Origin of the sequence: Streptococcus suis YS56 (assembly GCF_000440115.1) — a bacterium.
Lineage (GTDB): Bacteria > Bacillota > Bacilli > Lactobacillales > Streptococcaceae > Streptococcus > Streptococcus suis_L.
The window spans coordinates 14165-39231 of sequence record NZ_ALMY01000062.1 but is presented as its reverse complement, the minus strand read 5'-3'; the positions used below and the strand labels follow the sequence as shown (position 1 = coordinate 39231).

Annotated in this window: 20 protein-coding genes and 1 pseudogene; 17 read left to right on the top strand and 4 right to left on the bottom strand. The window is 40.3% G+C overall.

Translation table 11 applies throughout. The annotated features are described in order from the left end of the window. Positions 1 to 54 precede the first annotated feature (54 nt). The 7 genes from SST62_RS0107205 (at position 55) to glgP (ending at position 11016) form a co-directional block, all read left to right on the top strand. Positions 55 to 600: a TipAS antibiotic-recognition domain-containing protein gene (locus SST62_RS0107205; RefSeq protein WP_228376854.1), complete on the top strand. Its 546-nt coding sequence runs from the start codon at positions 55 to 57 to the stop codon at positions 598 to 600. Between the two features lie 293 nt (positions 601 to 893). Next, positions 894 to 2120: a peptidoglycan bridge formation glycyltransferase FemA/FemB family protein gene (locus SST62_RS0107200; protein ID WP_029186826.1), complete on the top strand. Its 1227-nt coding sequence runs from the start codon at positions 894 to 896 to the stop codon at positions 2118 to 2120. Continuing rightward, entirely contained in the window at positions 2120 to 3292 is a 1173-nt protein-coding gene (locus SST62_RS0107195) for a peptidoglycan bridge formation glycyltransferase FemA/FemB family protein (RefSeq protein ID WP_029186825.1), read from the top strand. The genes SST62_RS0107200 and SST62_RS0107195 overlap by 1 nt, the downstream gene beginning before the upstream one ends. A gap of 29 nt (positions 3293 to 3321) precedes the next feature. Continuing rightward, positions 3322 to 3732 carry a peptide deformylase gene (locus SST62_RS0107190; RefSeq protein WP_029186824.1) on the top strand — a complete coding sequence of 137 codons (411 nt, stop codon included), beginning with the start codon at positions 3322 to 3324 and terminating at the stop codon, positions 3730 to 3732. Between the two features lie 1213 nt (positions 3733 to 4945). After that, on the top strand, positions 4946 to 7045 hold the full coding sequence (locus SST62_RS0107185) for an AAA family ATPase (protein ID WP_029186823.1): 2100 nt from the start codon (positions 4946 to 4948) through the stop codon (positions 7043 to 7045). Positions 7046 to 7250: 205 nt separating this feature from the next. After that, positions 7251 to 8759, top strand: a complete 1509-nt coding sequence (gene malQ, locus SST62_RS0107180; protein ID WP_029186822.1) for a 4-alpha-glucanotransferase — start codon at positions 7251 to 7253, stop codon at positions 8757 to 8759. Beyond that, complete coding sequence (glgP, locus tag SST62_RS0107175) at positions 8752 to 11016, top strand: glycogen/starch/alpha-glucan family phosphorylase (protein WP_029186821.1); 2265 nt, start codon at positions 8752 to 8754, stop codon at positions 11014 to 11016. The genes malQ and glgP overlap by 8 nt, the downstream gene beginning before the upstream one ends. Before the next feature lie 229 nt (positions 11017 to 11245). Here glgP and SST62_RS0107170 read toward each other — a convergent pair whose 3' ends face one another. Continuing rightward, positions 11246 to 11953: a UTRA domain-containing protein gene (locus tag SST62_RS0107170; protein ID WP_029186820.1), complete on the bottom strand. Its 708-nt coding sequence runs from the start codon at positions 11951 to 11953 to the stop codon at positions 11246 to 11248. A gap of 199 nt (positions 11954 to 12152) precedes the next feature. On the opposite strand from SST62_RS0107170, the gene SST62_RS0107165 reads away from it, so the two are divergent. Together SST62_RS0107165 and SST62_RS0107160 are read left to right on the top strand one after the other, a co-directional pair. Continuing rightward, positions 12153 to 12944: an endonuclease/exonuclease/phosphatase family protein gene (locus SST62_RS0107165; protein ID WP_014637507.1), complete on the top strand. Its 792-nt coding sequence runs from the start codon at positions 12153 to 12155 to the stop codon at positions 12942 to 12944. 33 nt (positions 12945 to 12977) lie between these two features. Further along, the gene (locus tag SST62_RS0107160) at positions 12978 to 15146 is read left to right on the top strand and encodes a PTS transporter subunit IIBC (protein ID WP_029186819.1); all 2169 of its coding nucleotides are present in this window, start codon (positions 12978 to 12980) and stop codon (positions 15144 to 15146) included. A gap of 64 nt (positions 15147 to 15210) precedes the next feature. Here SST62_RS0107160 and SST62_RS1000000112290 read toward each other — a convergent pair. The 3 genes and pseudogenes from SST62_RS1000000112290 to SST62_RS0107140 all read right to left on the bottom strand — a co-directional run bounded on the left by SST62_RS1000000112290 (position 15211) and on the right by SST62_RS0107140 (position 17061). Beyond that, positions 15211 to 16057 (bottom strand): annotated as a pseudogene (locus SST62_RS1000000112290) (IS630 family transposase). Positions 16058 to 16112: 55 nt separating this feature from the next. Continuing rightward, positions 16113 to 16739 carry a DUF2812 domain-containing protein gene (locus SST62_RS0107145; protein WP_024379995.1) on the bottom strand — a complete coding sequence of 209 codons (627 nt, stop codon included), beginning with the start codon at positions 16737 to 16739 and terminating at the stop codon, positions 16113 to 16115. Positions 16740 to 16749: 10 nt separating this feature from the next. Beyond that, positions 16750 to 17061, bottom strand: coding sequence for a PadR family transcriptional regulator (locus tag SST62_RS0107140; protein WP_029186817.1), 312 nt, complete (start codon positions 17059 to 17061; stop codon positions 16750 to 16752). A 160-nt stretch (positions 17062 to 17221) separates the two neighbouring features. Between SST62_RS0107140 and SST62_RS0107135 the strand changes: the two genes are divergently transcribed. The 8 genes from SST62_RS0107135 (at position 17222) to SST62_RS0107095 (ending at position 24963) form a co-directional block, all read left to right on the top strand. Continuing rightward, on the top strand, positions 17222 to 17938 hold the full coding sequence (locus SST62_RS0107135) for a YebC/PmpR family DNA-binding transcriptional regulator (RefSeq protein ID WP_029186816.1): 717 nt from the start codon (positions 17222 to 17224) through the stop codon (positions 17936 to 17938). A 492-nt stretch (positions 17939 to 18430) separates the two neighbouring features. Then, complete coding sequence (locus tag SST62_RS0107125) at positions 18431 to 19279, top strand: SAM hydrolase/SAM-dependent halogenase family protein (RefSeq protein WP_029186815.1); 849 nt, start codon at positions 18431 to 18433, stop codon at positions 19277 to 19279. A gap of 25 nt (positions 19280 to 19304) precedes the next feature. Continuing rightward, positions 19305 to 19850: an ECF-type riboflavin transporter substrate-binding protein gene (locus SST62_RS0107120; RefSeq protein WP_029186814.1), complete on the top strand. Its 546-nt coding sequence runs from the start codon at positions 19305 to 19307 to the stop codon at positions 19848 to 19850. A gap of 106 nt (positions 19851 to 19956) precedes the next feature. Continuing rightward, a complete protein-coding gene (locus tag SST62_RS0107115) occupies positions 19957 to 20877 on the top strand; it encodes a hypothetical protein (protein WP_029186813.1) in 921 nt (306 codons plus the stop codon). A 210-nt stretch (positions 20878 to 21087) separates the two neighbouring features. Then, positions 21088 to 22071 carry a rhodanese-related sulfurtransferase gene (locus SST62_RS0107110; RefSeq protein ID WP_029186812.1) on the top strand — a complete coding sequence of 328 codons (984 nt, stop codon included), beginning with the start codon at positions 21088 to 21090 and terminating at the stop codon, positions 22069 to 22071. 150 nt (positions 22072 to 22221) lie between these two features. Next, positions 22222 to 22353: a hypothetical protein gene (locus tag SST62_RS1000000113020; RefSeq protein ID WP_266578319.1), complete on the top strand. Its 132-nt coding sequence runs from the start codon at positions 22222 to 22224 to the stop codon at positions 22351 to 22353. 106 nt (positions 22354 to 22459) lie between these two features. Then, positions 22460 to 24133 carry an ABC transporter ATP-binding protein gene (locus SST62_RS0107100; RefSeq protein WP_029186811.1) on the top strand — a complete coding sequence of 558 codons (1674 nt, stop codon included), beginning with the start codon at positions 22460 to 22462 and terminating at the stop codon, positions 24131 to 24133. Beyond that, positions 24130 to 24963, top strand: coding sequence for an energy-coupling factor transporter transmembrane component T family protein (locus tag SST62_RS0107095; protein WP_029186810.1), 834 nt, complete (start codon positions 24130 to 24132; stop codon positions 24961 to 24963). The genes SST62_RS0107100 and SST62_RS0107095 overlap by 4 nt, the downstream gene beginning before the upstream one ends. The last annotated feature ends 104 nt before the right edge of the window (positions 24964 to 25067 follow it).

Below are 25067 nucleotides of genomic sequence, written 5' to 3'. Positions count from 1 at the left end.
GACTTGATTTGATGAACTTCAGTTCTATCTGCATCTGCGTCGCCTAGCCTGATTTTGATTTTCATTGAGTATCAGCAGCTTCTGGATGTGACGGAAGTCAATCGTCAGCAGGTCTTGCGAGACCATATCACCCTTTTAGAGCTCAAAAGGGAACGGCTGGATCGCATCATAAATCATGCCAGATTGCTCACAGAAAAAGGAGGAGAAGTCATGGATTTTCACGCATTTGACAGCAGTCAACTAGACGCCTACAAGGCGGAGGCAAAGGAACGTTGGGGGCAGACTGCGGCCTATGCCGAGTTTGAAGAAGGCTACGATGCCAGCAAGGACCGGATGTTTGCTCAAGAGATGCAGGCTATTTTTGAAGCTTTTGGAAAAATGCAGAGCTTGGAAGCCAATCATCCAGATGTGCAGGCTCAGGTAGCCAACTTGCAGGCCTATATCACGGAAAATTTCTACACCTGCACCAAGGAAATCTTACAAAATCTAGGTCTTATGTATGTTGAAGACGAGCGATTTTCAGCCAACATAGACCGAGCAGGTGGACCAGGAACAGCCAGTTTTGTTAGTCAGGCAATAGCGATTTATTGTCAAGAATAAATAAGGAAAGTCTAGTGAGAACTAGGCTTTTTTATGTTCATCTTGGCTATGTATATATCAATTTAATTATGACTTGGAGGTACATTGCTAAATTTTAAAATATTAGAAACCAAAGGAAACGAATATATATGCATGAGTGATTTCGTGGCACAAATAAAACATTATTATTTTTTTATGATTGAGTAAAAATACTTGACAAAATCGATTGCTATACTAGTATAGCAGGGCTTGACACTACGGGCAAGCCCTTCCTAATTAGCGTTAAAAGTAATTATGAACAAGGGGAATAATTAATGTTTTACACTTATAAAATAGGTATATCTGCTGAGGAACATGATTCATTTGTAAAGCAATCACCACAGGCTAACCTGTTGCAGAGTAGTCAGTGGGCAACCGTAAAAAGTGAGTGGCGAAATGAGAGACTAGGCTTTTTTAAAGATGGGAAATTAGTGGCAGTTGCTTCTCTTCTTATCAGAAGGTTGGTAGTACCATTTGGTTTTACGATGATTTATATACCAAGAGGTCCAGTAATGGATTATGAAGATGCTGAATTAGTGTCATTTGTATTTAAGTCCATAAAAGAATTTGCCCTCCGAGAACGCAGTGTTGTTATAAAATTCGATCCATTTATTCGACTATCTAGTAAAACTATAACAGGAGATAGGGAAGAGGAATTAAATGTACTTGCCGTCAAAGATAGGATTGTTGATTTGGGAGGTATTTGGTCTGGTCGAGTGCAGACCATGTCGGCTACAATCCAACCTACTTGTCATGCAGTATTATATAGCGAATCCTTCTCAGAGGAATCACTAAATAAACGAGTTCGACAAAATATTCGGTCGGCGCGTAATAAAGGTATTGAGATTCGAATTGGTCGTGAGGAGTTGTTAAGAGATTTTTCAGAGCTATTAAAAAAGACTGAGGAGCGCAAATCTATTCGCTTGCGGGGGAGGGAGTATTATCAAAAAATATTGAATGCCTATCCAGAAAATTCTTATATTGTAGTTGCCTATTTGGATTTAGCAGAGAGATATGAACAGTTATCTTATCTTGAAGAAAAATTAGTAAAAGAAGCCATGACCTTCACATCCACTACAAGACAATCGAAGATTGAAAATTATAAAAAGGAAATCCGAAGAATAAATACAGAATTAGAAATGATAAATTCTCTGACTCGTAACGGGAGTAAGCTAGTTCCATTGGCTGGTACTTTGACAATTAATTTTGCAGGAACATCTGAAAATATCTATGCTGGTATGGATGAAAAGTTTAAACATTATCAGCCTGCTTTACTAACATGGGTGGAGACAGCAAAGTATGCTTTCGAACGAGGTGTGAAATGGCAAAATTTAGGAGGAATAGAGCCAACTTTAGACGGAGGCCTTTATCACTTTAAATCACATTTGAATCCAGTAGTAGAAGAGTATATTGGGGAATTCGACCTTATTGTTTCGCCAATATTATATAAGATTTTTCAAGTTTTACTGGAAATTAGAAAAAAATTAAGGAAGAAAAAATAATGACTTTTTGTCAAATAACTAAAGAAGAATTTTTAAAGCATTGTCAACAAGTAAATGAAAAATCATTTTTTCAATCCATTGAAATGGCTGGATTACTATCCAAGCGAGGATACGATGTTCGCTATGTTGGTTTTAAAAATTCACAATTAGAGATCGTTATTTCTTCGTTGCTTTTCTGTAAGAAGATGGCTGGTGGTTTGTATATGGAATTGAATTCTGGACCGCTGGTTACCAATCATGCTTATTTAGAGGAATTTTATCAATCTTTAAAAAACTATGCGAAGCGTGAAGGCGTACTTGAATTGGTGGTCAAGCCTTCCCAAACCTATCAAGTCTTTGATAGTGTAGGGAGTCCAATTAGTGAAGCAGATACTCAACTAATTGAGAAGCTGGTGCAAGTTGGATTTAAACATGATGGCTTACAAACAGGTTATCCAAATGGAGAGCCTGTTTGGCATTATGTGAAGGATTTGAAAGGGTATTCAACAACGTCGTTATTGCAATCCTACAATAAAAATAGTAAACGAAACATAAAAAATTCAGAAAGTTACGGTATCAGGATTCGTAGCATCAATCATAAGGAGCTTTCAGCTTTCAAAAAAATAATTGAGGAAACTGGAGCTAGACAAGGCTTTGAAGATAGAGATAGTGGTTACTATAACAGTCTTTTTGAAAGCTTTGGTACACAGGCAGATTTTTTAGTTGCAGAACTTGACCCGAAAGCCAGTCTAAAGCAAATTGAAAAGGAAATAGAAACAAGTGATAGAAATTCAAAACAGTATGCACAGCAAGTGCAGAAATTGTTGAAAAAACAGGAGGTGGTTCAAAATATTTTAAATCAAACTCAGACAGCTCCTATTTTTTTGGCATGTGCACTGATAATTTATGATGTGAATGAGGCAACGTATCTTTTTGGTGGCTCATATTCAGAGTTTCAAAGCCTATCTGCACCTTTCTTACTTCAATATGAGGCGATGCAACGTGCAATAAAACGAAATCTTAAGCGTTATAATTTCCTTGGTATTCAAGGGATATTCGACAGCTCAGATGGTGTTCTTCGATTTAAACAGAACTTTAATGGCTATATTTTGAGAAAAGCTGGTACTTTTCGTTATTATCCTCATCCGATAAAGCATAAAATAATTCAAATTATCAAAAAAATAGTAAAATAATACTATATACTTTATCGAAAGAGGTTCCCATGATTCAACCTATTATGAAGGATATTTTCTTCCTACAGCAGAAATCTGAGCCTGCGACTCAGCTAGATGTGCAGGTCGGTCAGGATTTGCAGGACACTTTAGCAGCTAACGCTCACGCTTGTGTGGGCATGGCGGCCAACATGATTGGCGTCAAAAAGCGGATTATCATCGTCAACGTGGGTTTTACCAACCTGGTCATGTACAATCCCGTCCTCATCAGCAAGGCCAAGCCTTATAAGACTGAGGAGGGTTGCCTGTCGCTGGAAGGTACCCGCCCGACGATACGCTATCAGGAGATTGAAGTGGAGTTTTTTGATGCTTCATGGAAAAGGCAGAGCCTAAAGCTGACAGACTTCCAAGCTCAGATTGTTCAGCATGAACTGGACCATTTGGAAGGGATTATCATCTAGTAGTTACCGAATCTACCGTCAGGTAGATTTTTTATCGTCGTTTAGTTTATCTTTTATTACGTCGACGAGCGAGGAAACGTCGTTTCCTTATTTCCAACTTCAATCACTCCACCGGAGTGTTTGAACTCACCCTGCCTGATTGAAACAGTCTGGGGGACTGTTTCAAGTCAATGCCTAGAAACAAGAAAGCATTGAGTTATGTCTGCGGCTTTTGATGCGAACTTTGTTCGCTTTATCTCCAACCTCCAAAGATTCGCCAAACCTTTGGAGCTAGCACTAAAAGTAAACTAAAAGACTATATCAAAAAGTCAAAAAAGGTCAAACAAAACCATTGACTTTTACTGACCAATGGTGTAGAATAAGATTCGTAAGGTAAAGTACCTTACGAATTCTTTGAACCAAAGGTCAGTTTAGGTCAAATGAGAAGGGTTTGACTTACTCTTGGGCCTATTGGTCAGTAAAAGACAAACTTCTAAGGAGGTTATATGAAAGACAGGATTATACCCTATTAGCGTCATTTAGTTTATCTTTTATTACTGCGGCGAATGGGAGTGGGAAAGAACTAAACCATTCATAGAAGAGTTCGTTTTCCCACCCCCGCACAGTTGATTAGGTTAGATTTGGAGTGTAAAACACGAACAAATCTGCCAATCAACCACTGCGCTGAGATGTTGACACTAACTTTGAGAAGCGGTGCTGGGCTTTTTGCCCAGCCTCTATCTCCAACTTCAAATAATCTTATCATTATTTGAACTCGCTTTGCCGTACCTTGCGAATGTTACTTACTATCGTAAGTGCGATTTCCAACCTTTAATAGTCCACTGGACTATTGAAGCTACCTGCAGCTTTTGATGCGAACTTTGTTCGCTCTATTTCCCACCTCCAAAGGTTCCCCAAACCTTTAGAGCTAGTACTAAAAGTAAACTAAAAGACTATATCGAAAAGTCAAAAAAGGTCAAACAAAACCATTGACTTTTACTGACCAATGATGTAAAATAAGATCCGTAAGGTAGAGGACCTTACGAATTCTTTGAACCAAAGGTCAGTTTAGTTCAAATGATAACGGTTTGACTTACTCTGGACCTATTGGTCAGTAAAAGACAAACTTCTAAGGAGGTTGTTATGAAAGACAGGATTATACCCTATTAGCTATTTTTTAAAACAAAGGTCAGTAAAAGTCAAAAACAAGTGAATTATAAAAGAGGTAAAAACTATGAACAACAATTTCAATAATTTTAACAATATGGACGACATTTTCAATCAACTCATGGGGAACATGGGTGGCTACAGTACAGAACGTCGTCGCTATGCCATTAACGGTCGTGAGGTGACACCGGAGGAATTTGCCATTTATCGTCAGACTGGTCGCCTGCCACAGACAGAAGAAGTGGCTCAAACACAAGCTAAAGGTCAGATAAAGTCAGACGGAATTCTGGCAAAACTGGGCCGCAATTTGACACAAGATGCGCGTGAAGGCAAGTTGGATCCAGTCATTGGACGAAATAAGGAAATCCAAGAAACATCTGAAATTTTGGCACGTCGGACTAAGAATAATCCTGTTCTGGTCGGTGATGCGGGTGTTGGTAAAACTGCGGTAGTAGAAGGTTTGGCACAAGCTATAGTTAATGGTGATGTGCCAGCAGCCATTAAGAACAAGGAAATCATCTCTATCGACATTTCAGGCTTGGAAGCTGGGACTCAGTACCGTGGGGCTTTTGAGGAAAATGTGCAAAATCTTGTGGATGAAGTCAAAAAAGCTGGAAATATCATTCTCTTCTTTGATGAAATTCATCAGATTTTGGGAGCTGGTAGCACTGGTGGAGACTCAGGTTCCAAGGGCTTAGCAGATATTCTCAAACCAGCTCTTTCCCGTGGAGAGTTAACTGTTATCGGTGCGACTACACAGGACGAATACCGCAATACTATTCATAAGAATGCTGCCTTGGCTCGTCGTTTCAACGAAGTCAAGGTCCATGCTCCGTCCGCTGAAGATACCTACCAGATTTTGAAAGGGATTAAGCCGCTTTATGAAGCCCACCACAATATTGAATTGCCAGATGAGGTCTTGAGAGCTGCGGTTGATTATTCCGTCCAATATATTCCACAACGTAGCTTGCCTGATAAGGCTATTGACCTGGTCGATGTGACTGCTGCTCACTTAGCTGCACAACATCCTGTGACAGATATTCAGACCTTAGAAGCAGAAATGGCTGAGGCAAAACAGTTGCAGTTGGAAGCAGCTGAAAAAGAAGATTACGAAACAGCACTCAATGAAAAAGTCCGCATCGACAAGCTCCAAGAACAAATTGACAACCACACGGAGCAACAGAAAGTGGTAGCGACTGTCAATGATGTGGCTCAGGCGGTTGAGCGAATGACAGGGATCCCAGTTTCTCAAATGGGAGCTTCTGACATTGAACGACTCAAGGAATTGAAACATCGCCTGGAGACAAATGTAATTGGTCAAGACGATGCGGTGGAAGCTGTATCTCGTGCCATTCGTCGAAATCGTGCAGGTTTTGATGACGGCAACCGTCCAATTGGTTCCTTCCTCTTTGTCGGTCCGACAGGTGTGGGTAAGACAGAGTTGGCAAAACAGTTAGCGCTAGACTTGTTTGGTAACAAAGATGCCATTATTCGTTTGGATATGTCTGAATACAGCGATCGGACAGCCGTTTCCAAATTAATCGGTACCACAGCTGGTTATGTTGGTTATGATGACAATTCCCATACTCTTACCGAACGTGTCCGCCGCAATCCGTACTCCATTGTCCTCTTGGATGAAATTGAAAAAGCAGATCCACAAGTGATTACCCTCCTTTTGCAAGTGCTAGATGATGGTCATTTGACAGACGGACAGGGCAATCAAGTTAACTTCAAAAATACCCTTGTCATCGCGACTTCAAATGCAGGTTTTGGTTATGGAAAGGCAGAGAGTGAAGAAAATCAAGACATCATGGACCGTATCGCACCATTCTTCCGTCCGGAGTTCCTTAATCGTTTCAACGCAGTTATCGAGTTCAAACACTTGGGCAAAGAAGACCTCAAGGCTATCGTAGATTTGATGTTAGCCCAGGTCAATAAGACCCTAGCTAAGAAAGGTATTCACTTAGAAGTGACTGAGGTAGCCAAAGAGTTCTTGATGGAAGAAGGCTATGATCAGGCTATGGGAGCTCGTCCATTGCGCCGTGTGATTGAAAATCAGATTCGAGACAAGGTAACGGATTACTATCTGGATCACCTAGATGTGACAAACTTGTTGGCTGATGTAGTGGAAAATGAGATTCAAATCAGCGAGCAAACCTTTTCATAAAATAATAGAATAATATTGAAATTCTGAGGTTCAATACTCAGAATTTCTTTTTTTGTTTAATGGTCACAAGAGCACTAGAATACGCATTTATGGGAGATTTCGAGCGGTTTTACGGAAAAGTTTTAAAAAAATTGTATAAATCCTTGACAAATGCAAACGTTTGCGTTAAACTATCATTGTAATCGAAAGAAAGGAAAACGTTTTTATGGCGAATCGTACCAGTGGAATTTTAATGCATATTACCTCACTTCCAGGTAAGTTTGGTATCGGTACTTTTGGAAAGCCTGCCTATGACTTTGTAGATTTCTTGGTCGAAACCAAGCAGACCTACTGGCAGCTCCTTCCTCTCACAACGACAAGTTACGGAGATTCACCTTATCAATCATTTTCTGCCATTGCAGGAAATACCCATTTAATTGATTTTGATTTGTTGGCAGAAGAAGATTTATTGGCCAACTTTGACTACCAAGATGTGAAATTTGGGGACAATCCAGAAAAAGTAGACTACGCCTTGATCTATGAGGCTCGCCGTCCGATTTTGGAAAGAGCCGTTAAAAACTTCTTGAGCGATGACAAGCGTAAAGCAGCCTTTCAAGAGTTTGAAAAAGCCAATTCGTCATGGTTAAATGACTATGCGGAATTCATGGCTATCAAAGAACACTTTGGAAACAAGGCCCTACAAGAGTGGGATGACAAGAAAGTTGTTGCTCGAAATGAAGAAGCTCTTGAAAAATACCGCTTGGAATTGGCAGACCAAATTGATTACTTTAAAGTCACTCAATATTTCTTCTTTAGCCAGTGGAAACAGCTAAAAGAATATGCCAATCAAAACCACATTAAGATTATCGGAGACATGCCGATTTATGTCTCTGCAGATAGTGTGGAAGTTTGGACCAAGCCACAGCTCTTCAAATTAGATAGCGAGCGCAAACCGCTTTATGTGGCAGGTGTGCCAGCGGATAACTTCTCTGCAGATGGCCAGCTTTGGGGCAACCCACTCTACGATTGGGAGCAACATGAAAAAACTGGCTACAACTGGTGGATTTACCGCATTCACGAGAGTTTCAAACTTTATGATGTCTTGAGAATTGACCACTTCAAAGGCTTCTCAGATTACTGGCAGGTAGCAGGAGATGCTAAAGTTGCCAAGGTTGGTACTTGGGAGCCAGGTCCAGGCTACAATCTCTTCAAGGCGGTCAAGGAAACCCTCGGCGACTTGCCAATTATTGCAGAGGACCTAGGAAATATTGATGCCAAGGCTCGTAAGTTGCTTGCAGATTGTGGCTATCCAGGAATGAAGATTCTAGAATTTGGCTTCTTCGATGTGACTGGACAAAGCATTGACATCCCACACCGTTGCGTACCAAATTCTATCGCCTACACAGGCACACACGATAACGAGGTGGTCAACGGTTGGTATAACAATCTTGAGCCTGAACAACAGGAGTTTGTAGATGCCTATACCAACAGAAAGCCGATTGAGCCAGTGACCCAAGCCATGCTTCGAACACTCTTTGCCACTGTCAGCGACACAGCTATTGCGACCATGCAAGATGTTCTTGACTTGGGCGAAGAAAGCCGCATGAACATGCCTTCAACAGTCGGAGGTAACTGGGAATGGCGAATGAAAGCTGAAGACTTGACCCAAGAACGCAAAGACTTCTTGACAAAAATGACATTACTATACCAACGAGGAAATGAAAACCATGACTAAATTTACAACATTTGCAGAAACAAACACTTCGAAAAAATTAGCTGATTTGACAAATGAAGAAATCTATCTTCAATTGTTAAACTACGTAAAAGAAGCTGCAGCTACAAAACCAAAAAACACAGGAAAACGTAAAGTTTACTATATCTCAGCTGAGTTCCTTATCGGTAAACTCTTGTCAAACAATTTGATCAACTTGGGTGTTTACAAAGACATTCAAGCAGAATTGGCAGCAGCTGGTAAATCATTGGCTCAAGTTGAAGACGTTGAACCAGAACCATCACTTGGTAACGGTGGTTTGGGACGTCTGGCTTCATGTTTCGTTGATTCTATGTCAACACTTGCTATCAACGGTGAAGGTGTTGGTCTGAACTACCACTGTGGTCTTTTCCGCCAAGTATTTAAGAAAAATGAGCAAGAAGCAGAGCCAAACTTCTGGATTGAAAATGATTCTTGGTTGATTCCAACAACTATCAGCTATGATGTTCCATTCAAAAATTTCACTTTGAAATCAAAATTGGATCGTCTTGATATTCTTGGCTATAAAAAAGAGACTAAGAACTACCTCAATTTGTTTGATATTGAGTCAGTAAACTATGACTTGATTACAGACGGTATTTCATTTGACAAGACTGATATTAAAGAAAACTTGACACTCTTCTTGTACCCAGATGATTCTGATAAGAATGGTGAATTGCTCCGTATCTACCAACAATACTTCATGGTATCAAATGCTGCTCAACTTTTGATTGATGAAGCAATTGAGCGCGGTTCAAACTTGCATGACTTGGCTGACTACGCTTATGTGCAAATCAACGATACTCACCCATCAATGGTGATTCCTGAGTTGATCCGTCTTTTGACTGAAAAACATGGTATTGAATTTGCGGAAGCAGTTGCCATCGTTAAGAATATGACTGGTTACACAAACCACACTATCTTAGCGGAAGCGCTTGAAAAATGGCCACTTGAGTTCCTTGAAGAAGTGGTGCCGCACTTGGTTGATATCATCAAAGAATTGGATGCCCTTATTCGTGCAGAAATTAAAGACCCAGCAGTCCAAATCATTGATGAATCAGGTCGTGTACACATGGCTCACATGGATATCCACTTCTCTAACTCAGTGAACGGTGTAGCTGCGCTTCACACAGAAATCCTCAAAAACTCTGAATTGAAAGCTTTCTACGAGCTTTACCCAGAAAAATTCAACAATAAAACAAACGGTATCACTTTCCGCCGTTGGTTGGAATTTGCCAACCAAGACCTCGCTGACTACATCAAAGAATTGATTGGCGATGAGTATTTGACAGATGCAACGAAGCTTGAGAAATTGCTTGCCTTTGCGGATGACAAGGAAGTTCATGCTAAGTTGGCGGAAATCAAACACAACAACAAATTGGCTCTTAAACGTTACTTGAAAGATAACAAGGGCATTGAGTTGGACGAAAACTCTATCATTGATACACAAATCAAACGTTTCCACGAGTACAAACGCCAACAAATGAATGCCTTGTATGTCATTCACAAGTATCTTGAAATCAAGAACGGCAACCTGCCAAAACGTAAAATCACTGTTATCTTCGGTGGTAAGGCAGCTCCAGCTTACGTGATTGCCCAAGACATCATTCATTTGATTCTCTGCTTGTCTGAGTTGATCAACAATGACCCAGAAGTCAGCAAGTACCTCAACGTTCACTTGGTAGAAAACTACAACGTAACGGTTGCTGAAAAACTCATTCCTGCGACAGATATTTCTGAGCAAATCTCATTGGCTTCTAAAGAAGCTTCAGGTACTGGTAACATGAAATTCATGCTCAACGGTGCGTTGACGCTTGGTACTATGGACGGTGCTAACGTTGAGATTGCTGAGTTGGCTGGTATGGACAACATCTATACATTTGGTAAAGATTCAGATACCATTATCGACTTGTACGACAAGGCTGGTTACGTATCTGCAGACTACTACAATGGTGATGCTAATATCAAACGTGCGGTTGACTTTATCATTAGTGATGAAGTGAAAGCACTTGGTAATGAAGAACGTCTAGGTCGCTTGCACCATGAATTGATTTCGAAAGACTGGTTCATGACCTTGATTGACTTGGCTGAATACATCGAAGTAAAAGAGCAAGTCTTTGCAGACTACGAAGATCAAGATTCATGGAACAAGAAAGTTGTTCACAACATCGCCAAAGCAGGATTCTTCTCATCTGACCGTACTATTGAACAGTACAACCAAGATATCTGGCACAGTAACTAATTGAATTCCAACAATTAGTAGGAAAGTTGATTGAACCACTCCAAAACTTATCAGATCAATTCTTCCTATGTGTTGAAGAATAAAAAACTATCAGTTTTTACCATTATTGGTGCTCTCCTTAGTATATAAATGCAAAGAATGTCTCTGCAAAAAAGCGGAGACATTCTTTTTATAACTATAAAATTCTAGAAGTTTTGTACACTTGGTCGAAAAAATCGAAAGTTTCCTTTTACCGTTTCGCCATGGAAACAAAGCTAACTTTGTCTGGACGGTAACTAATTGTTCCATACTGGAAAGCTTGACCATTTGAAAGATAGGTGATACTAGTGACCACGACGACCATGTCATAGTCTCCTAAGTCCATCAATTGTTTTTCTTCTTCGTTTGCAAAACGGAAGGAGATTTCACGTCTGGAATGAGAAATTGTTAAATGGAGTTCTTCTTCTAAGTAGCGGTAAATAGAGCTTTCGGCAATTTCTTTGCTGAGATAAGGGACGACCCTACGGTCGAAATAGGAAATGTCATATTCCAACCGCTCACCATCAATTGTCCGTACCCGACTCACTCGATAGAAATCTACCTTATCATCAACTTCGAAAGTTGACATTAAATCTTCTTGACCTTGAATAATATAAAGCGAAGTAAGCTGGGTCTGAATTTGGTGCTGTGATTTTTTGTTCAATTCGCCCGCTGTTTTAATTTCAGAAAGATACTGGTCCTTCATTAGACCATGTTCGATAACAATAGAAGATTTCCCCTGTTTCTTTTGAATATAACCATCCATTTCAAGAAGAGATAGTGCTTTGCGAATGGTGTCCTTGGAGTAGGAATACACTTCCATTAACTCATTTTCTGTCGGTAGGGCCTGTCCAGTTGACCAAACCTGCTCTTCGATTTTTTTCTTAATATCTTGATAAACTTTTTTATACTTACTCATAGTTTCCTGTCTTTCTACCCATTAGTGTATCATAAAAGAGCCAGAAAGGGGCAATACATCTATTTTGTTTAGTAGAATACACAACTTTTACGTAAAAGTTTAAAATATTACGGAAAAGTTATTGACTAATGCAAACGTTTACGTTATACTATTTCTATAAAAAGAAAACGATTACGCATTTTCAGAGAGAGGGGGAGCAATGAAATTACTAACAATTAATGTCCATGCCTGGTTAGAAGAAAGGCAGGATGAAAAACTAGATGTTTTAGCCCAAACAATAGCTGAAAAGGCTTATGATGTCATCGCTCTTCAAGAAGTCAATCAGCTCATAACTGCTGATTTGGTAACGAAAGACTTGAAGGCGGATAATTATGGCTTGATTTTATTAGAAAAATTAAGAGCCTTGGGACAATTTGACTATTCATATTATTGGAGTAACTCACATATCGGCTACGATAAGTACGAAGAAGGGATTGCCTTTCTTACCAAGTTGCCAGTTTATGAAGTGGATCCATTTTATTGTAGTCAGAATAAATCTGTTGATTCCATCCTATCACGAAAAATTATGGGCTTGACGGTCTTCTATCAAGACCAGTTGATTGACCTGTATTCTTGTCACATCAATCTTCCGGGGAGTGAAGAGGAAGACCAGCTTGATAACATTCGTACGATTGTGGAACGGACTGGCAATAGACGTTTTAAGATTCTCATGGGAGATTTTAATACCGATGCCTTCTCAGATCGAGAGGCCTACGAAGCGATTACAGAGCTTGGACTTTATGATTCATACAATCTAGCGATGGAAAAAGACCAGGGGATTACGGTTGAAAAGGCTATTGATGGCTGGGCTGGTCACAGTCAGGAAAAACGATTGGATTACATTTTCTTAAATCAGAAAAAGGAAGTTTTATCCAGCTTAGTGATTTTCAATGGAGAGAATCGTCCGATTATTTCAGACCATTTTGGTGTGGAAGTTGAAATTAATGTATAAAATGGCACAGAGCCAAAAAATAAAGGAGAAAAAATGAAAAAATTTCTTAGTTTCGAATTTTGGCAAAAATTCGGTAAGTGTTTAATGGTCGTGATTGCAGTTATGCCTGCAGCAGGTCTTATGGTTTCTATCGGAAACTCTATTCCGTTAATCAGCCCAGAATCAGAACTCTTGATTCGTATTGGGAATATTATCGCCCAAATCGGTTGGGGGATTATCGGAAACCTTCACTTGCTCTTTGCCTTGGCTATCGGTGGTAGCTGGGCTAAGGAAAAGGCTGGTGGTGCCTTCTCAGCAGGTCTTGCCTTTATCCTTATTAACTTGATTACAGGTCACTTCTTTGGTGTGACGACTGACATGCTTGCAGATGCAGCGGCAACCGTAACCACTGTTTTTGGAACAGAGATTCCAGTTTCAGGCTACTTCGTCAATATCTTGGGTCAACCTGCTCTGAACATGGGTGTCTTCGTTGGTATCATCGCTGGTTTTGTAGGGGCAACAACCTATAACAAATACTACAATTACCGCAAATTACCTGATGTTTTGACCTTCTTTAACGGTAAACGCTTTGTACCATTTGTGGTTATCTATCGCTCAGTTCTTGTAGCGCTAGGATTAGCTATCTTTTGGCCGGTTGTTCAAACAGGAATCAACAGCTTTGGTAAATGGATTGCAAGCTCACAGGATACAGCACCAATTCTTGCGCCTTTTGTTTATGGTACCTTGGAACGTTTGCTTCTTCCATTTGGTTTGCACCACATGTTGACCATTCCAATGAACTATACGTCACTTGGTGGTACCTATGACATCTTGACAGGTGCACAAGCAGGTACACAAGTATTTGGACAAGATCCACTCTGGTTGGCTTGGATTACAGACTTGATCAACCTCAAAGACGCTGGTGATATGGCTCAGTACAATGACCTTCTTGCAAACATTACTCCAGCCCGTTTCAAAGTTGGTCAAATGATTGGTTCATCAGGTATCCTTATGGGCTTGACCTACGCTATGTATCGCAATGTCGATCCAGATAAGAAGAAAAAATACAAAGGTATGTTCTTATCTTCTGCACTTGCTGTCTTCTTGACAGGTGTAACAGAGCCAATTGAGTTCATGTTCATGTTTGCGGCAATGCCACTTTATGTCGTTTATGCTTTTGTGCAAGGTGCAGCCTTTGCCATGGCTGACGTTGTCAACTTGCGTATGCACTCATTTGGTAATATCGAATTCCTTACACGTACACCGATGGCGATTAAAGCCGGTATCGGTATGGACGTAGTTAACTTCATTTGGGTAACAGCCCTCTTTGCAGTTGGTATGTACTTCATTGCCGACTTTATGATTAAGAAATTCAACCTAGCAACAGCTGGACGCAATGGTAACTATGATACAGAAACAACAGATGTAGTTTCTAACTCAAACGTAGATACTGCGGATGCCAATTCACAAGTGGTTCAAATCATCAACTTGCTTGGTGGCCGTGATAATATCGCTGATGTGGATGCTTGTATGACTCGTCTTCGTGTTAGTGTTAAAGATGTGGCACAGGTTGGAGATGAAAATGCTTGGAAACAGGCTGGTGCTATGGGCTTGATTATCAAAGACTCAGGTGTTCAAGCAGTCTATGGACCAAAAGCAGATGTTCTCAAATCAGACATTCAAGACTTGCTAGAATCTGGCGTTGCCATTCCTCGTACGGAAATTGTTGCGACAGAGGAAGTTGTTCCTGAGACTCAGTTCAAAGGTGTGACGGAGACAGTTTACTCTGTTGCTGAAGGGCAAGCCATTGCCATCACAGAAGTAAAAGACCCAGTCTTCTCACAAAAAATGATGGGGGACGGTTATGCAGTTGAGCCTAGCTCCGGTAATGTCTACGCACCAGTTTCAGGTATTGTAACTAGTGTCTTCCCAACTAAACACGCTATCGGTATTTTGTCTGATAAGGGTGTAGAAGTCTTGGTGCACGTCGGCCTAGATACGGTTGCCCTTAACGGTGCTCCATTCTCCGCTAAGGTAACAGATGGCCAACGCGTTGAAGCAGGAGACTTGCTCCTTGTTGCAGATCTTGAAGCTATTCGCTCAGCAGGACGTGAAACAACCATCGTCGTTGCCTTCACAAACACAGCTGAAATCAAATCAGTCAGCCTTGAAAATCTTGGACAGGTCAGTCAAGATAGCCAAGTTGCTAAAGTAGAGTTGTAAAAAGTAAAAAAAGATTGAAAAGATGACTAATCAGTTCTTTTCAATCTTTTTCTTTTTGATATAGCTAACTGAAACAAGAGCAGGACAAAAGTGCCTCAAGAAAAGTATTGCAATTTGGTAATACTTTTCTGAGGTGTTTTTTGATTTGAGCCCATGTTTACTCAATGGGATTATACTCAGGTGAGTAAGGAGGGAGTGGCAAAAGTCTATGCCCCTGTTCCTTGCATAACTCTTTTAGCTTACTCATCCGATGAAACCTTGCATTGTCCATAATGATAACAGATGGTCTATCTAAAGTGGGTAGTAAGAATGTTTTAAACCAAGCTTCGAAAAAGTCACTCGTCATGGTTTCTTGGTAGGTCATTGGGGCTATAATCTCACCGTTTATAAGACCAGCGACTAAAGATAGCCGCTGGAATCTTCTTCCAGAGACCTGACCTGTGATCAACTGACCTTTCAAAGATCGACCATATTCTCGATGAAAATATGTCTCAAACCCTGTCTCGTCAATATAAACAGGTGTCAAGTGACTTAAGCTATTAAATTCTTTTAGGAACTGATTTACTTTCTCAGGGTCTTGTTCATAGTAGGCACAGCTCTTTTTTTCGAGTATATCCCATAGCTTTGAGAGCGTAATGAATAGCTGTTGGATGACAGCTAAATTCAGAAGCTATTTCAGTCAAAAAAGCATCTGGATGAGCTTCAAGATAGTTCTTTAATTTTTCTCTATCAACTTTTCTTGGTTTGGTTCCCTTAACTTGGTGATGAAGCTCGCCTGTAGTCTCCTGTAATTTTAACCATTGATAGATGGTGTTGCGTGAAATATCGAAAACAACAGATGCTTCAGTAATACTGCCGGTTTTCTCACAGTATGCGAGAACTTTTTTACGAGAATCTAATGAATATGCCATAAATACATTATACCACAAATGTACTGGTTTTATTTCATTTTACTATAGTATGTCATCAGTATTTTTCTAATTTCTTCGCTTCTTTTTTACCTTTTTCAGCGATATGGAGGAAATAAATAGACCAAGCAAGGAAAAATAACGGAATGATGCCACTTCTAAACAATGCGAATGGGGTTTCAAAGAGAAAACCAAACCAAAAACTGGTACCAGTCCGTTCCCATAGTCCTGGAGTTAGGTACCAGGATTTAGGATTCCAAAGTGTGTATCCATTTTGGAGTCCAACTTGGTAATGGATAAAAAATAAAGTCAGAAATAATCCGAAATAGGAGTAGGCATAATTTTGGTAGCGTGAATAGAATGCTTTTTTCGATTCGGTATCAGAAAAAATTTCTGTGCTTGAAGCTTCGATTGTTTGTTGAAAATAATGGATGCCGCATCTACGACTACCTTGTATAGGTTGCCAACCACAGTCTTCAAATAGAGAGAGGTAATTTGAATATTCTCCTTTTGCAATATGTTCATGAAAATCAAGGCGTACGGGATGAGGGGGTCGACTACATTTTTCAAAATGATAGGCTGCTGTCCACGGAGTTACTTTGACAAGCTGATAACCTTCGGATTGAATCGAATTAATCCAATGTTCTTCCTCTTGTAAACTGGTGAATAATTTGTGTCTTATCATGGCTTCCTCCTTAAAAACCTAATTCTTTGGCAATATGATGTAGTTTTTGAATACGCTGTGTTTCCAGTTTAATAATCTCTTGTCCCGTTGCTGTTACTTGATAGACTTTTCTTCTTTTATCGGAACTTGGAACGGAATAAATCCATTTTAGTTTCAAAAGATTCTCAATCGCTCCATACATGGTTCCTGCAGCAATTTTCACATCGCCATCACTCATATCCTCTACTTTTTGCATGATATGGTAGCCATGGGCAGGTTCCAAGAGGGCTAATAGAATATAGTAGGTTGTCTCCGTTAAGGGGAGGTGCTTATTCCTTTTCATTTGGCTTCTCCTATGTAATTCAAATGTACAGTTGTACTATATATTATATATCGGAAAACTATACATGTCAACTGTATAGTGAAGAAGATTTTAAAAATCTTCTCAATCCTTGCCATTTATGGTATAATAAAGCGATTTTATAAAATGTAGGAGGTTCCCCATGGGACGTAAATGGGCCAATATTGTAGCCAAGAAAACCGCAAAAGACGGTGCTAACTCAAAAGTTTACGCCAAATTTGGTGTTGAAATCTATGTAGCAGCGAAAAAGGGTGACCCAGATCCAGAAACAAACTCAGCGCTGAAATTTGTTATCGACCGTGCTAAGCAAGCGCAGGTTCCAAAACACATCATTGATAAAGCCATTGACAAGGCAAAAGGAAATACAGACGAAACCTTCGTGGAAGGTCGTTACGAAGGCTTTGGACCAAATGGTTCTATGATTATCGTTGATACTTTGACATCAAATGTAAACCGTACCGCAGCCAATGTTCGCTCTGCCTTTGGTAAAAACGGCGGTAACATGGGTGCATCTGGTTCAGTATCATTCATGTTTGATAAAAAAGGTGTGGTTGTATTTGCTGGTGATGATGCAGATGCCATCTTCGAATTGCTTCTTGAAGCAGATGTTGAAGTCGATGATGTAGAAGCAGAAGACGGAGCAATCACTGTCTATACAGCCCCAACTGATCTGCACAAGGCCATCGTGGCACTTAAAGAATCAGGAATCCAAGAGTTCAACGTCACTGAACTTGAAATGATCCCGCAATCAGAAGTATCACTTGAAGGCGATGACCTCGCAACATTTGAAAAACTCTACGACGCCCTCGAAGACGACGAAGACGTCCAAAAAATCTACACGAATGTAGATGGGTTCTAATAAAATTGGCAGTCCACTGGACTGCCAATTTTATTAGAAGGCTGGAAATAGAAATCGTCGGCAGACGATTCTCATTGGACGTGGGACGTCCTAAAAGGTTGGAGATTGGAACTGCGCTAGGCAGTTTTCTTTGTATCTAAATGTCCGTGGGACAGTCATTTTTATTAGAAGGTTGGAAATAGAAATCGTCGGCAGACGATTCTCATTGCACGCAGGATGTCCTAAAAGGTTGGAGATTGGAACTGCTGCTAGGCAGTTTTCTTTGTATCCAATTGCTCAAAGACGATAGTTGGTTGGAACTAGAGAGTGGGGGATTTTATCTTAAGTTCGAAGAAGGTACGATGGGAAAATTTGCGGAGTTTTCGGTGGCTGATAGTAGAGTGCTTGACAGATGAGGTATAAGGAAAAACTATAGCTAGGCTTTGGAAATATCTATTTGAATGGTCACGAGTTTTCTGTTATCATAGAACGGTAATAAGATTAGGAGAATGTATGTCAAATAATTTACTTGTTTTACAATCAGATTTTGGTTTAGTTGATGGTGCAGTTTCAGCGATGATTGGTGTTGCTCTCCAAGAATCGAGAGATTTAGTTGTTCACCATCTAACTCATGATATTACTCCGTATAATATCTTTGAAGGTTCTTATCGCCTCTTTCAAACGGTCGAATACTGGCCGGAGGGGACAACATTTGTTTCGGTTGTTGACCCAGGAGTTGGTTCAAAACGTAAGAGTGTAGTAGCTTTGACCGAACAAAATCACTATATTGTAACGCCAGATAATGGGACGCTATCCTTCATCAAAAAATATGTGGGGATAAAGGCGGTTCGAGAAATTTCAGAGGTGGCCAATCGCCGTGCCAATACAGAACATTCGTACACCTTCCATGGTCGAGATGTTTATGCCTATACGGGAGCTAAATTGGCTTCTGGACACATTAGCTTTGAAGAAGTTGGTCCAGAATTAAGCGTGGATAAGATTGTGGAAATTCCAACAGTCCCAACGGAAGTTGGTTCAGATTATGTAAAAGGTGCAATTGATATTCTAGATGTTCGATTCGGCTCGCTTTGGACCTCGATTACGAGGGAAGAATTTTACACCTTGCAACCGCAGTTTGAAGATCGCTTTGAAGTGACCATATACAATAACGACATGCTTGTGTATCAAAACCAAGTAACCTACGGCAAGTCCTTTGCGGATGTACGTATCGGACAGTCATTGATTTATATCAATTCCCTCTATCGTGTAGGTGTTGCGATTAATCAGGGCTCATTTGCCAAGGCTTATAATGTCGGTGTAGGTCAAAACTGGCATATTGAAATCAAACGTATTAGTAATTAAAGAAATTTTAGGAGATAGGATAGTTATGAAAAATAATTCAATCAAAACAGTCGTTGCTACTGGTATCGGCGCAGCCCTCTTTGTGGTTATTGGTCATTTAATCAACATCCCAACCTTTGTCCCAAATACTTCTATCCAGCTTCAATACGCTGTTCAATCGCTATTGGCAGTTGTATTTGGTCCTGTGGTTGGCTTCTTGGTCGGTTTCATTGGTCACACGCTTAAGGATTCGTTGACTTACGGTCCATGGTGGTCATGGATTTTGGCATCAGGGGTCTTTGGTTTGGTTGTTGGTCTTACCAAAAAACGTCTGCGTATTCAAGAAGGGATTTTTGAAGGGAAAGATATTCTTTTCTTTAACCTTGTTCAGATTGCGGCGAATGTGCTTGCTTGGGGAGTCATTGCCCCAGTTTTAGATATTCTTATCTACAGTGAGGCGGCGAATAAGGTCTTTGCACAGGGACTTGTAGCAGGTGTTGTAAACAGTATTACAGTTGCTATTGCAGGGACACTCCTTTTGGCTGTTTACGCAAAATCTCAAACGAAGACAGGTAGCTTGTCTAAAGATTAAGTTTTTATTTTCCCTAGAAAAAATTCTAGGGTTTTTTAATACAAAAAAATACATATATGATATAATAATATAAAACAAACAAAAACATGTGTTCAAGGGGAGAAGTATGGTCTGGACAGAAGAAAAGTTGGGACCGATTATTCATTCTATACTCAATCCTGACGAGGAAGTTTTAAGTCTTTATCAATCGAAAACGACGAAATCAATTTATGGATGCATTCTTTGGAATAGTTATTATTATAAGGTTTTCCGAGTTAGTAACCACCCATCACAATCTACATATAAACAGCCAACTTTTTATGATTTCCATGGCGAATTTTATATGAAAGGAGCGATTCGGACCTACCTTTACCACACGAACAGTTGGTATGAACTTAGTAAGCAAGGCTACTACCTTCTTCTCTTTTTTCAAAAGTTATGGGATGAAAAGCAAGAGGTGGAGGCGAGTTGGCAAAATGGTAGGATGCAGATTCGCTTAGTGGTTGAAGAAGAGGGGTGGCAAGTCCATTACCGTTTTCCAGATCATCAGGCAAGGGAGGTTGAACGCCTATTGGCCTCAGGCATGCTGGTGGCCATTCGCTCCTCCAGAAATTTTATTAAGATACGGACGAGCCGTTTTGTTGCACCGTATATAGCTCTAATCAAACAGCGTCAACTTTATCGAAAAAAGCCGAGTAAAGCTATGCTCCAGTGGGAAAAATATCAAAGTCAACTTATTGAAATCCAAAGGACCTATCGGCTAGTGGAGGAAAGTGCTCCGCAAACTTTTTTTGGACACTGGTTGAATAAGGTCCAACTCTATCTCTGCTCTGCCATTGCCAGCTATTGGGAAGAAGTTATTAAAGGAGTGGAGTGGCAGGAGGCAAGAGAAATCAAAGAGCAAAGGAAAATCGAGAAGCCACATAATCCTATTGAAGATAAATGGAAAGAAAATATCGCTAGACGCCATAAGCGAAAAGTGGACCAACTTATCGGACATGATACCTTGGAAAAACTCCGACAGCTGAAAATAGAATTAGACGACTAAGAAGTTATAGCGAACCTTCAATAAATGCGGCAGCATGTCATCCATGTTACCGTATTTTTTACATATAAGCACTGAACCTGCGAATACAGGTTCTAAATTTTCAGTTCAGATTTTTGTCTTTTGAGGGGCTAAACGATATAATCGTAAGGTATCATTTATTAGAAATGACAGAGTTTTATCATCTATTGCAAAGATTGAGAAGGAGAAATCATGTCAAAAGACATTCGTGTATTACTTTATTATAAATATGTCCCAATTGAAAATGCGGAAGCCTATGCTGCTGAGCATCTAGCTTTCTGTAAGTCTATCGGACTCAAAGGACGTATTTTGATTGCTGATGAGGGAATCAACGGTACTGTTTCTGGTGACTATGAAACAACTCAAAAGTACATGGACTACGTTCATGCAAATCCATTGTTCAGCGATTTGTGGTTTAAGATTGATGAAGAAAATGAGCAAGCTTTCAAGAAAATGTTTGTTCGTTATAAAAAAGAAATTGTTCACCTTGGTTTGGAAGACAACGACTTCGACAGCGACATTGACCCACTTGTAACAACAGGTGCCTACTTGTCACCAAAAGAGTTCAAAGAGGCTCTCTTGGATGAAGATACAGTTGTTTTGGATACGCGTAATGACTACGAGTACGACCTAGGTCATTTCCGTGGTGCCATCCGCCCAGACATCCGCAACTTCCGTGAATTGCCACAATGGGTTCGTGACAACAAAGAAAAATTCATGGACAAGCGCGTGGTTGTTTACTGTACTGGTGGTGTTCGCTGTGAGAAATTCTCAGGCTGGATGGTTCGTGAAGGCTACAAGGACGTTGGCCAGCTCCACGGTGGTATCGCAACCTATGGTAAAGACCCAGAAGTTCGTGGCGAATTGTGGGATGGTAAGATGTACGTCTTTGACGAGCGCATCGCGGTCGATGTTAACCATGTTAACCCAGTTGTCGTTGGTAAGGACTGGTTCGATGGCACACCATGTGAGCGCTATGTCAACTGTGGCAATCCATTCTGTAACCGTCGTATTTTGACATCAGAAGAGAATGAGCACAAGTATGTTCGTGGCTGTTCAGCTGAATGCCGTGCTCATGAGCGCAACCGTTACATTTCTGAAAACGGCTTGACTCGTCAAGAATGGGCAGAACGCTTGGAAGCGATTGGGGAAACTCTGACTCCAGCAAATGCTTAGTAATACCAAAATTGCATTGAAAAATCAGTGCAATTTTCTGTGCAATCAGAATTTTTATATTTTTTCAGTCCATTCTATACGAAGCCTATCAATTAGAAAAGAGAAGGAGATGAAGTCTTGATTTCGCTTAATGTGGTGAGTAGGGAAGAAGTGGGTAGACTTATCGAGCGTGTTGAAGTAAATGGTGGACCAATTGCAGATCGCTCGACAGATGCCCACGGCTTTTATGGAGCAAGTTTTACGGACCTTGATGGGCATCATTTTAATGTGATTGTGAGGTAAGAAGGTAGAATTCATCTGCTCTAGAATCATGGATGAAGGTATTTGAAAAGGGAGAAACTGATGATTCTTCCTTTTTTTCAGAGTCAATTTACGCTATAATAGTCCTATGAAAAAAATCATTGAGTTTAAAGATTTTACATTTAGATACCAAGCGCAACAGGAACCCACTTTAAAAGATATTCAGTTAACGATTTATCAGGGAGAGAAAGTTCTGATTATTGGGCCATCTGGTTCAGGAAAGTCGACGATTGGACAATGTCTTAATGGTATTATTCCCAATATTTACAAGGGAGAACATAGCGGAAGTTTACTATTGGATGGTCAGGAAGCTTTTAATCTTTCAGTTTATGATAAGTCCTTGCTCGTATCAACGGTTCTTCAAGACACAGATGGTCAATTCATTGGCTTATCAGTTGCCGAGGACCTAGCTTTTGCTTTGGAAAACGACATGGAAAGCCAGGTGGTGATGAAGCAAAAAGTAGGGGATTGGGCAGAAAGACTGTCTTTGACCGATTTGCTGGCACATCGACCACAAGATTTATCTGGAGGTCAAAAGCAACGTGTCAGTCTGGGCGGAGTTCTTATTGATGAGAGTCCTATTTTGTTGTTTGATGAGCCACTTGCTAATTTAGATCCCAAATCGGGCCAAGATACGATTGATTTGATTGACCGTCTGCACAAGCAAGAAGGGACCACAACCATTATTATCGAACACCGTTTAGAGGACGTACTGTATCGTCAGGTGGACCGAGTTGTATTGATTAATGACGGTCGGATTTTGTTCAATGGAGGACCTGATGATTTATTACGTACCTCATTGTTACAGGAAAACGGCATCCGTGAACCCTTATATCTATCGACTCTTCGCGCCTTAGGGTATCCGATTGCGCAGGCAGAACACCTCTCCTCAGTTTGGGAAATTGATATTGAGGCTTTGAATATAGCATCCCTACCGACTCTACACTTTGAAAATGGAGAGAAAGAGGCTTTGTTAGAAGTCGAGCATCTTCATTTTTCCTATCCTAATAAACAAGTTCTTACAGACATTCAACTGACGATTCATAAGGGGGAACGTCTAGCTATTGTTGGAAAAAATGGTGCTGGGAAATCTACTTTAGCCAAGGTGCTTTGTGGTTTTATTCAGGGTGAGGGTGAGATTCTCTGGAAGGGGCAGTCAATCAAAGAAGATTCTGTTAAAGAGCGAGCAGAACGGATTGGTTATGTTCTTCAGAATCCCAACCAAATGATTAGCCAAACGATGATCTTTGATGAGGTTGCCCTTGGTTTGCGCATGCGAGGGGTGACAGAAGAAGAAATCGAACACCGAGTTCACCATATCTTGAAGGTATGTGGCCTGTATCCGTTTCGTAATTGGCCGATTTCGGCACTTTCGTATGGGCAGAAAAAACGGGTAACGATAGCATCTATCTTGGTTCTCAATCCAGAAATTATTTTGCTAGATGAGCCAACAGCAGGACAAGATCAACGACATTATCGGGAAATGATGGAGTTTTTGGACCAATTAAATGCTCAAGGGCACACCATTGTCATGATTACCCATGACATGCAACTCATGCTAGATTATTCAGATAGAGCTGTTGTTGTGGTGGATGGGCAGATTATTGAAGATGCCAGTCCAGCAGAAATTTTATCTGATGATACGGTGATTGAGCGAGCCAATTTAAAAGAAACATCAATTTTTCACTTGGCGGAGAGGTTGGGAGTTAATCCCTTAGAATTAACTACGTTTTATATGCAGGAAGAAAGGAGAGGAAGATGAGTCAACAAAAACTAATTGGTTACCATCCAGGAACTGGCTTTATTCATAGTTTATCGGCTGTCAGTAAATTACTCTTTTTTCTCATAGTTTCCATTCTTGCTATGATTACTTACGATACCCGCTTGATTCTTTTTATCGCAGTATTTTCTCTAGCCTTGTTCAAAATGTCAGGGATTCGTTATAAAGAAATCTCTCTTGTTTTACTTCTGACGATCATTTTTGCTGCAATGAATGCCCTGATGGTTCACTTGTTTGCACCACGGTATGGAGTGGAACTTTACGGAGCAGATACTCCCTTGCTATCAGGTCTGGGAGTTTATTCCTTGACGAGTCAGCAAGCATTTTATCTGGTGAATCTTCTCTTGAAGTATTTTTGTACAGTTCCTTTAGCGATTATCTTTCTCATGACCACTCATCCTAGCCAGTTTGCTTCCAGCTTGAATCAAATTGGGGTATCCTACAAAGTTGCTTACGCAGTCAGTTTGACCATGAGGTATATTCCAGATATTCAAGAAGAGTTTTATACGATTCGACTGTCTCAAGAAGCGCGTGGTTTGGAATTGTCAAGGAAAGGAAAATTGATGGATCGTATAAAAGGGAATCTATCCCTTGTCATTCCTCTGATTTTCAGCTCCTTGGAGAGGATTGATACGATTTCAACGGCTATGGAATTGCGACGTTTTGGAAAGAATAAAAAAAGAACATGGTATACCCAACAGCCTCTACAGAGAATAGATTACGCTGTCTTGCTATTTATTCTTGCTCTAGTAGTCGTGACAATCTATCTATTTTTTGTTAATCAGGGGCGATTCTATAATCCGTGGCGATGATTATTGAATTTATTGGGCGATCAACCCTTTATCGTTGACATATAGGAAATATACTGTTACAGTAGAGAATGTAAATAAGTTTAGAGTTTAAGTATCAGTTTCAT

What these genes read in the sequence shown, in the direction of transcription:
- SST62_RS0107200 (WP_029186826.1), top strand. Translation starts at nt 894, where the DNA reads ATGTTTTACACTTATAAAATAGGTATATCTGCTGAGGAACATGATTCA.
- SST62_RS0107195 (WP_029186825.1), top strand. Translation starts at nt 2,120, where the DNA reads ATGACTTTTTGTCAAATAACTAAAGAAGAATTTTTAAAGCATTGTCAA.
- SST62_RS0107190 (WP_029186824.1), top strand. Translation starts at nt 3,322, where the DNA reads ATGATTCAACCTATTATGAAGGATATTTTCTTCCTACAGCAGAAATCT.
- SST62_RS0107185 (WP_029186823.1), top strand. Translation starts at nt 4,946, where the DNA reads ATGAACAACAATTTCAATAATTTTAACAATATGGACGACATTTTCAAT.
- malQ (WP_029186822.1), top strand. Translation starts at nt 7,251, where the DNA reads ATGGCGAATCGTACCAGTGGAATTTTAATGCATATTACCTCACTTCCA.
- glgP (WP_029186821.1), top strand. Translation starts at nt 8,752, where the DNA reads ATGACTAAATTTACAACATTTGCAGAAACAAACACTTCGAAAAAATTA.
- SST62_RS0107170 (WP_029186820.1), bottom strand. Translation starts at nt 11,953, where the DNA reads ATGAGTAAGTATAAAAAAGTTTATCAAGATATTAAGAAAAAAATCGAA.
- SST62_RS0107165 (WP_014637507.1), top strand. Translation starts at nt 12,153, where the DNA reads ATGAAATTACTAACAATTAATGTCCATGCCTGGTTAGAAGAAAGGCAG.
- SST62_RS0107160 (WP_029186819.1), top strand. Translation starts at nt 12,978, where the DNA reads ATGAAAAAATTTCTTAGTTTCGAATTTTGGCAAAAATTCGGTAAGTGT.
- SST62_RS0107145 (WP_024379995.1), bottom strand. Translation starts at nt 16,739, where the DNA reads ATGATAAGACACAAATTATTCACCAGTTTACAAGAGGAAGAACATTGG.
- SST62_RS0107140 (WP_029186817.1), bottom strand. Translation starts at nt 17,061, where the DNA reads ATGAAAAGGAATAAGCACCTCCCCTTAACGGAGACAACCTACTATATT.
- SST62_RS0107135 (WP_029186816.1), top strand. Translation starts at nt 17,222, where the DNA reads ATGGGACGTAAATGGGCCAATATTGTAGCCAAGAAAACCGCAAAAGAC.
- SST62_RS0107125 (WP_029186815.1), top strand. Translation starts at nt 18,431, where the DNA reads ATGTCAAATAATTTACTTGTTTTACAATCAGATTTTGGTTTAGTTGAT.
- SST62_RS0107120 (WP_029186814.1), top strand. Translation starts at nt 19,305, where the DNA reads ATGAAAAATAATTCAATCAAAACAGTCGTTGCTACTGGTATCGGCGCA.
- SST62_RS0107115 (WP_029186813.1), top strand. Translation starts at nt 19,957, where the DNA reads ATGGTCTGGACAGAAGAAAAGTTGGGACCGATTATTCATTCTATACTC.
- SST62_RS0107110 (WP_029186812.1), top strand. Translation starts at nt 21,088, where the DNA reads ATGTCAAAAGACATTCGTGTATTACTTTATTATAAATATGTCCCAATT.
- SST62_RS0107100 (WP_029186811.1), top strand. Translation starts at nt 22,460, where the DNA reads ATGAAAAAAATCATTGAGTTTAAAGATTTTACATTTAGATACCAAGCG.
- SST62_RS0107095 (WP_029186810.1), top strand. Translation starts at nt 24,130, where the DNA reads ATGAGTCAACAAAAACTAATTGGTTACCATCCAGGAACTGGCTTTATT.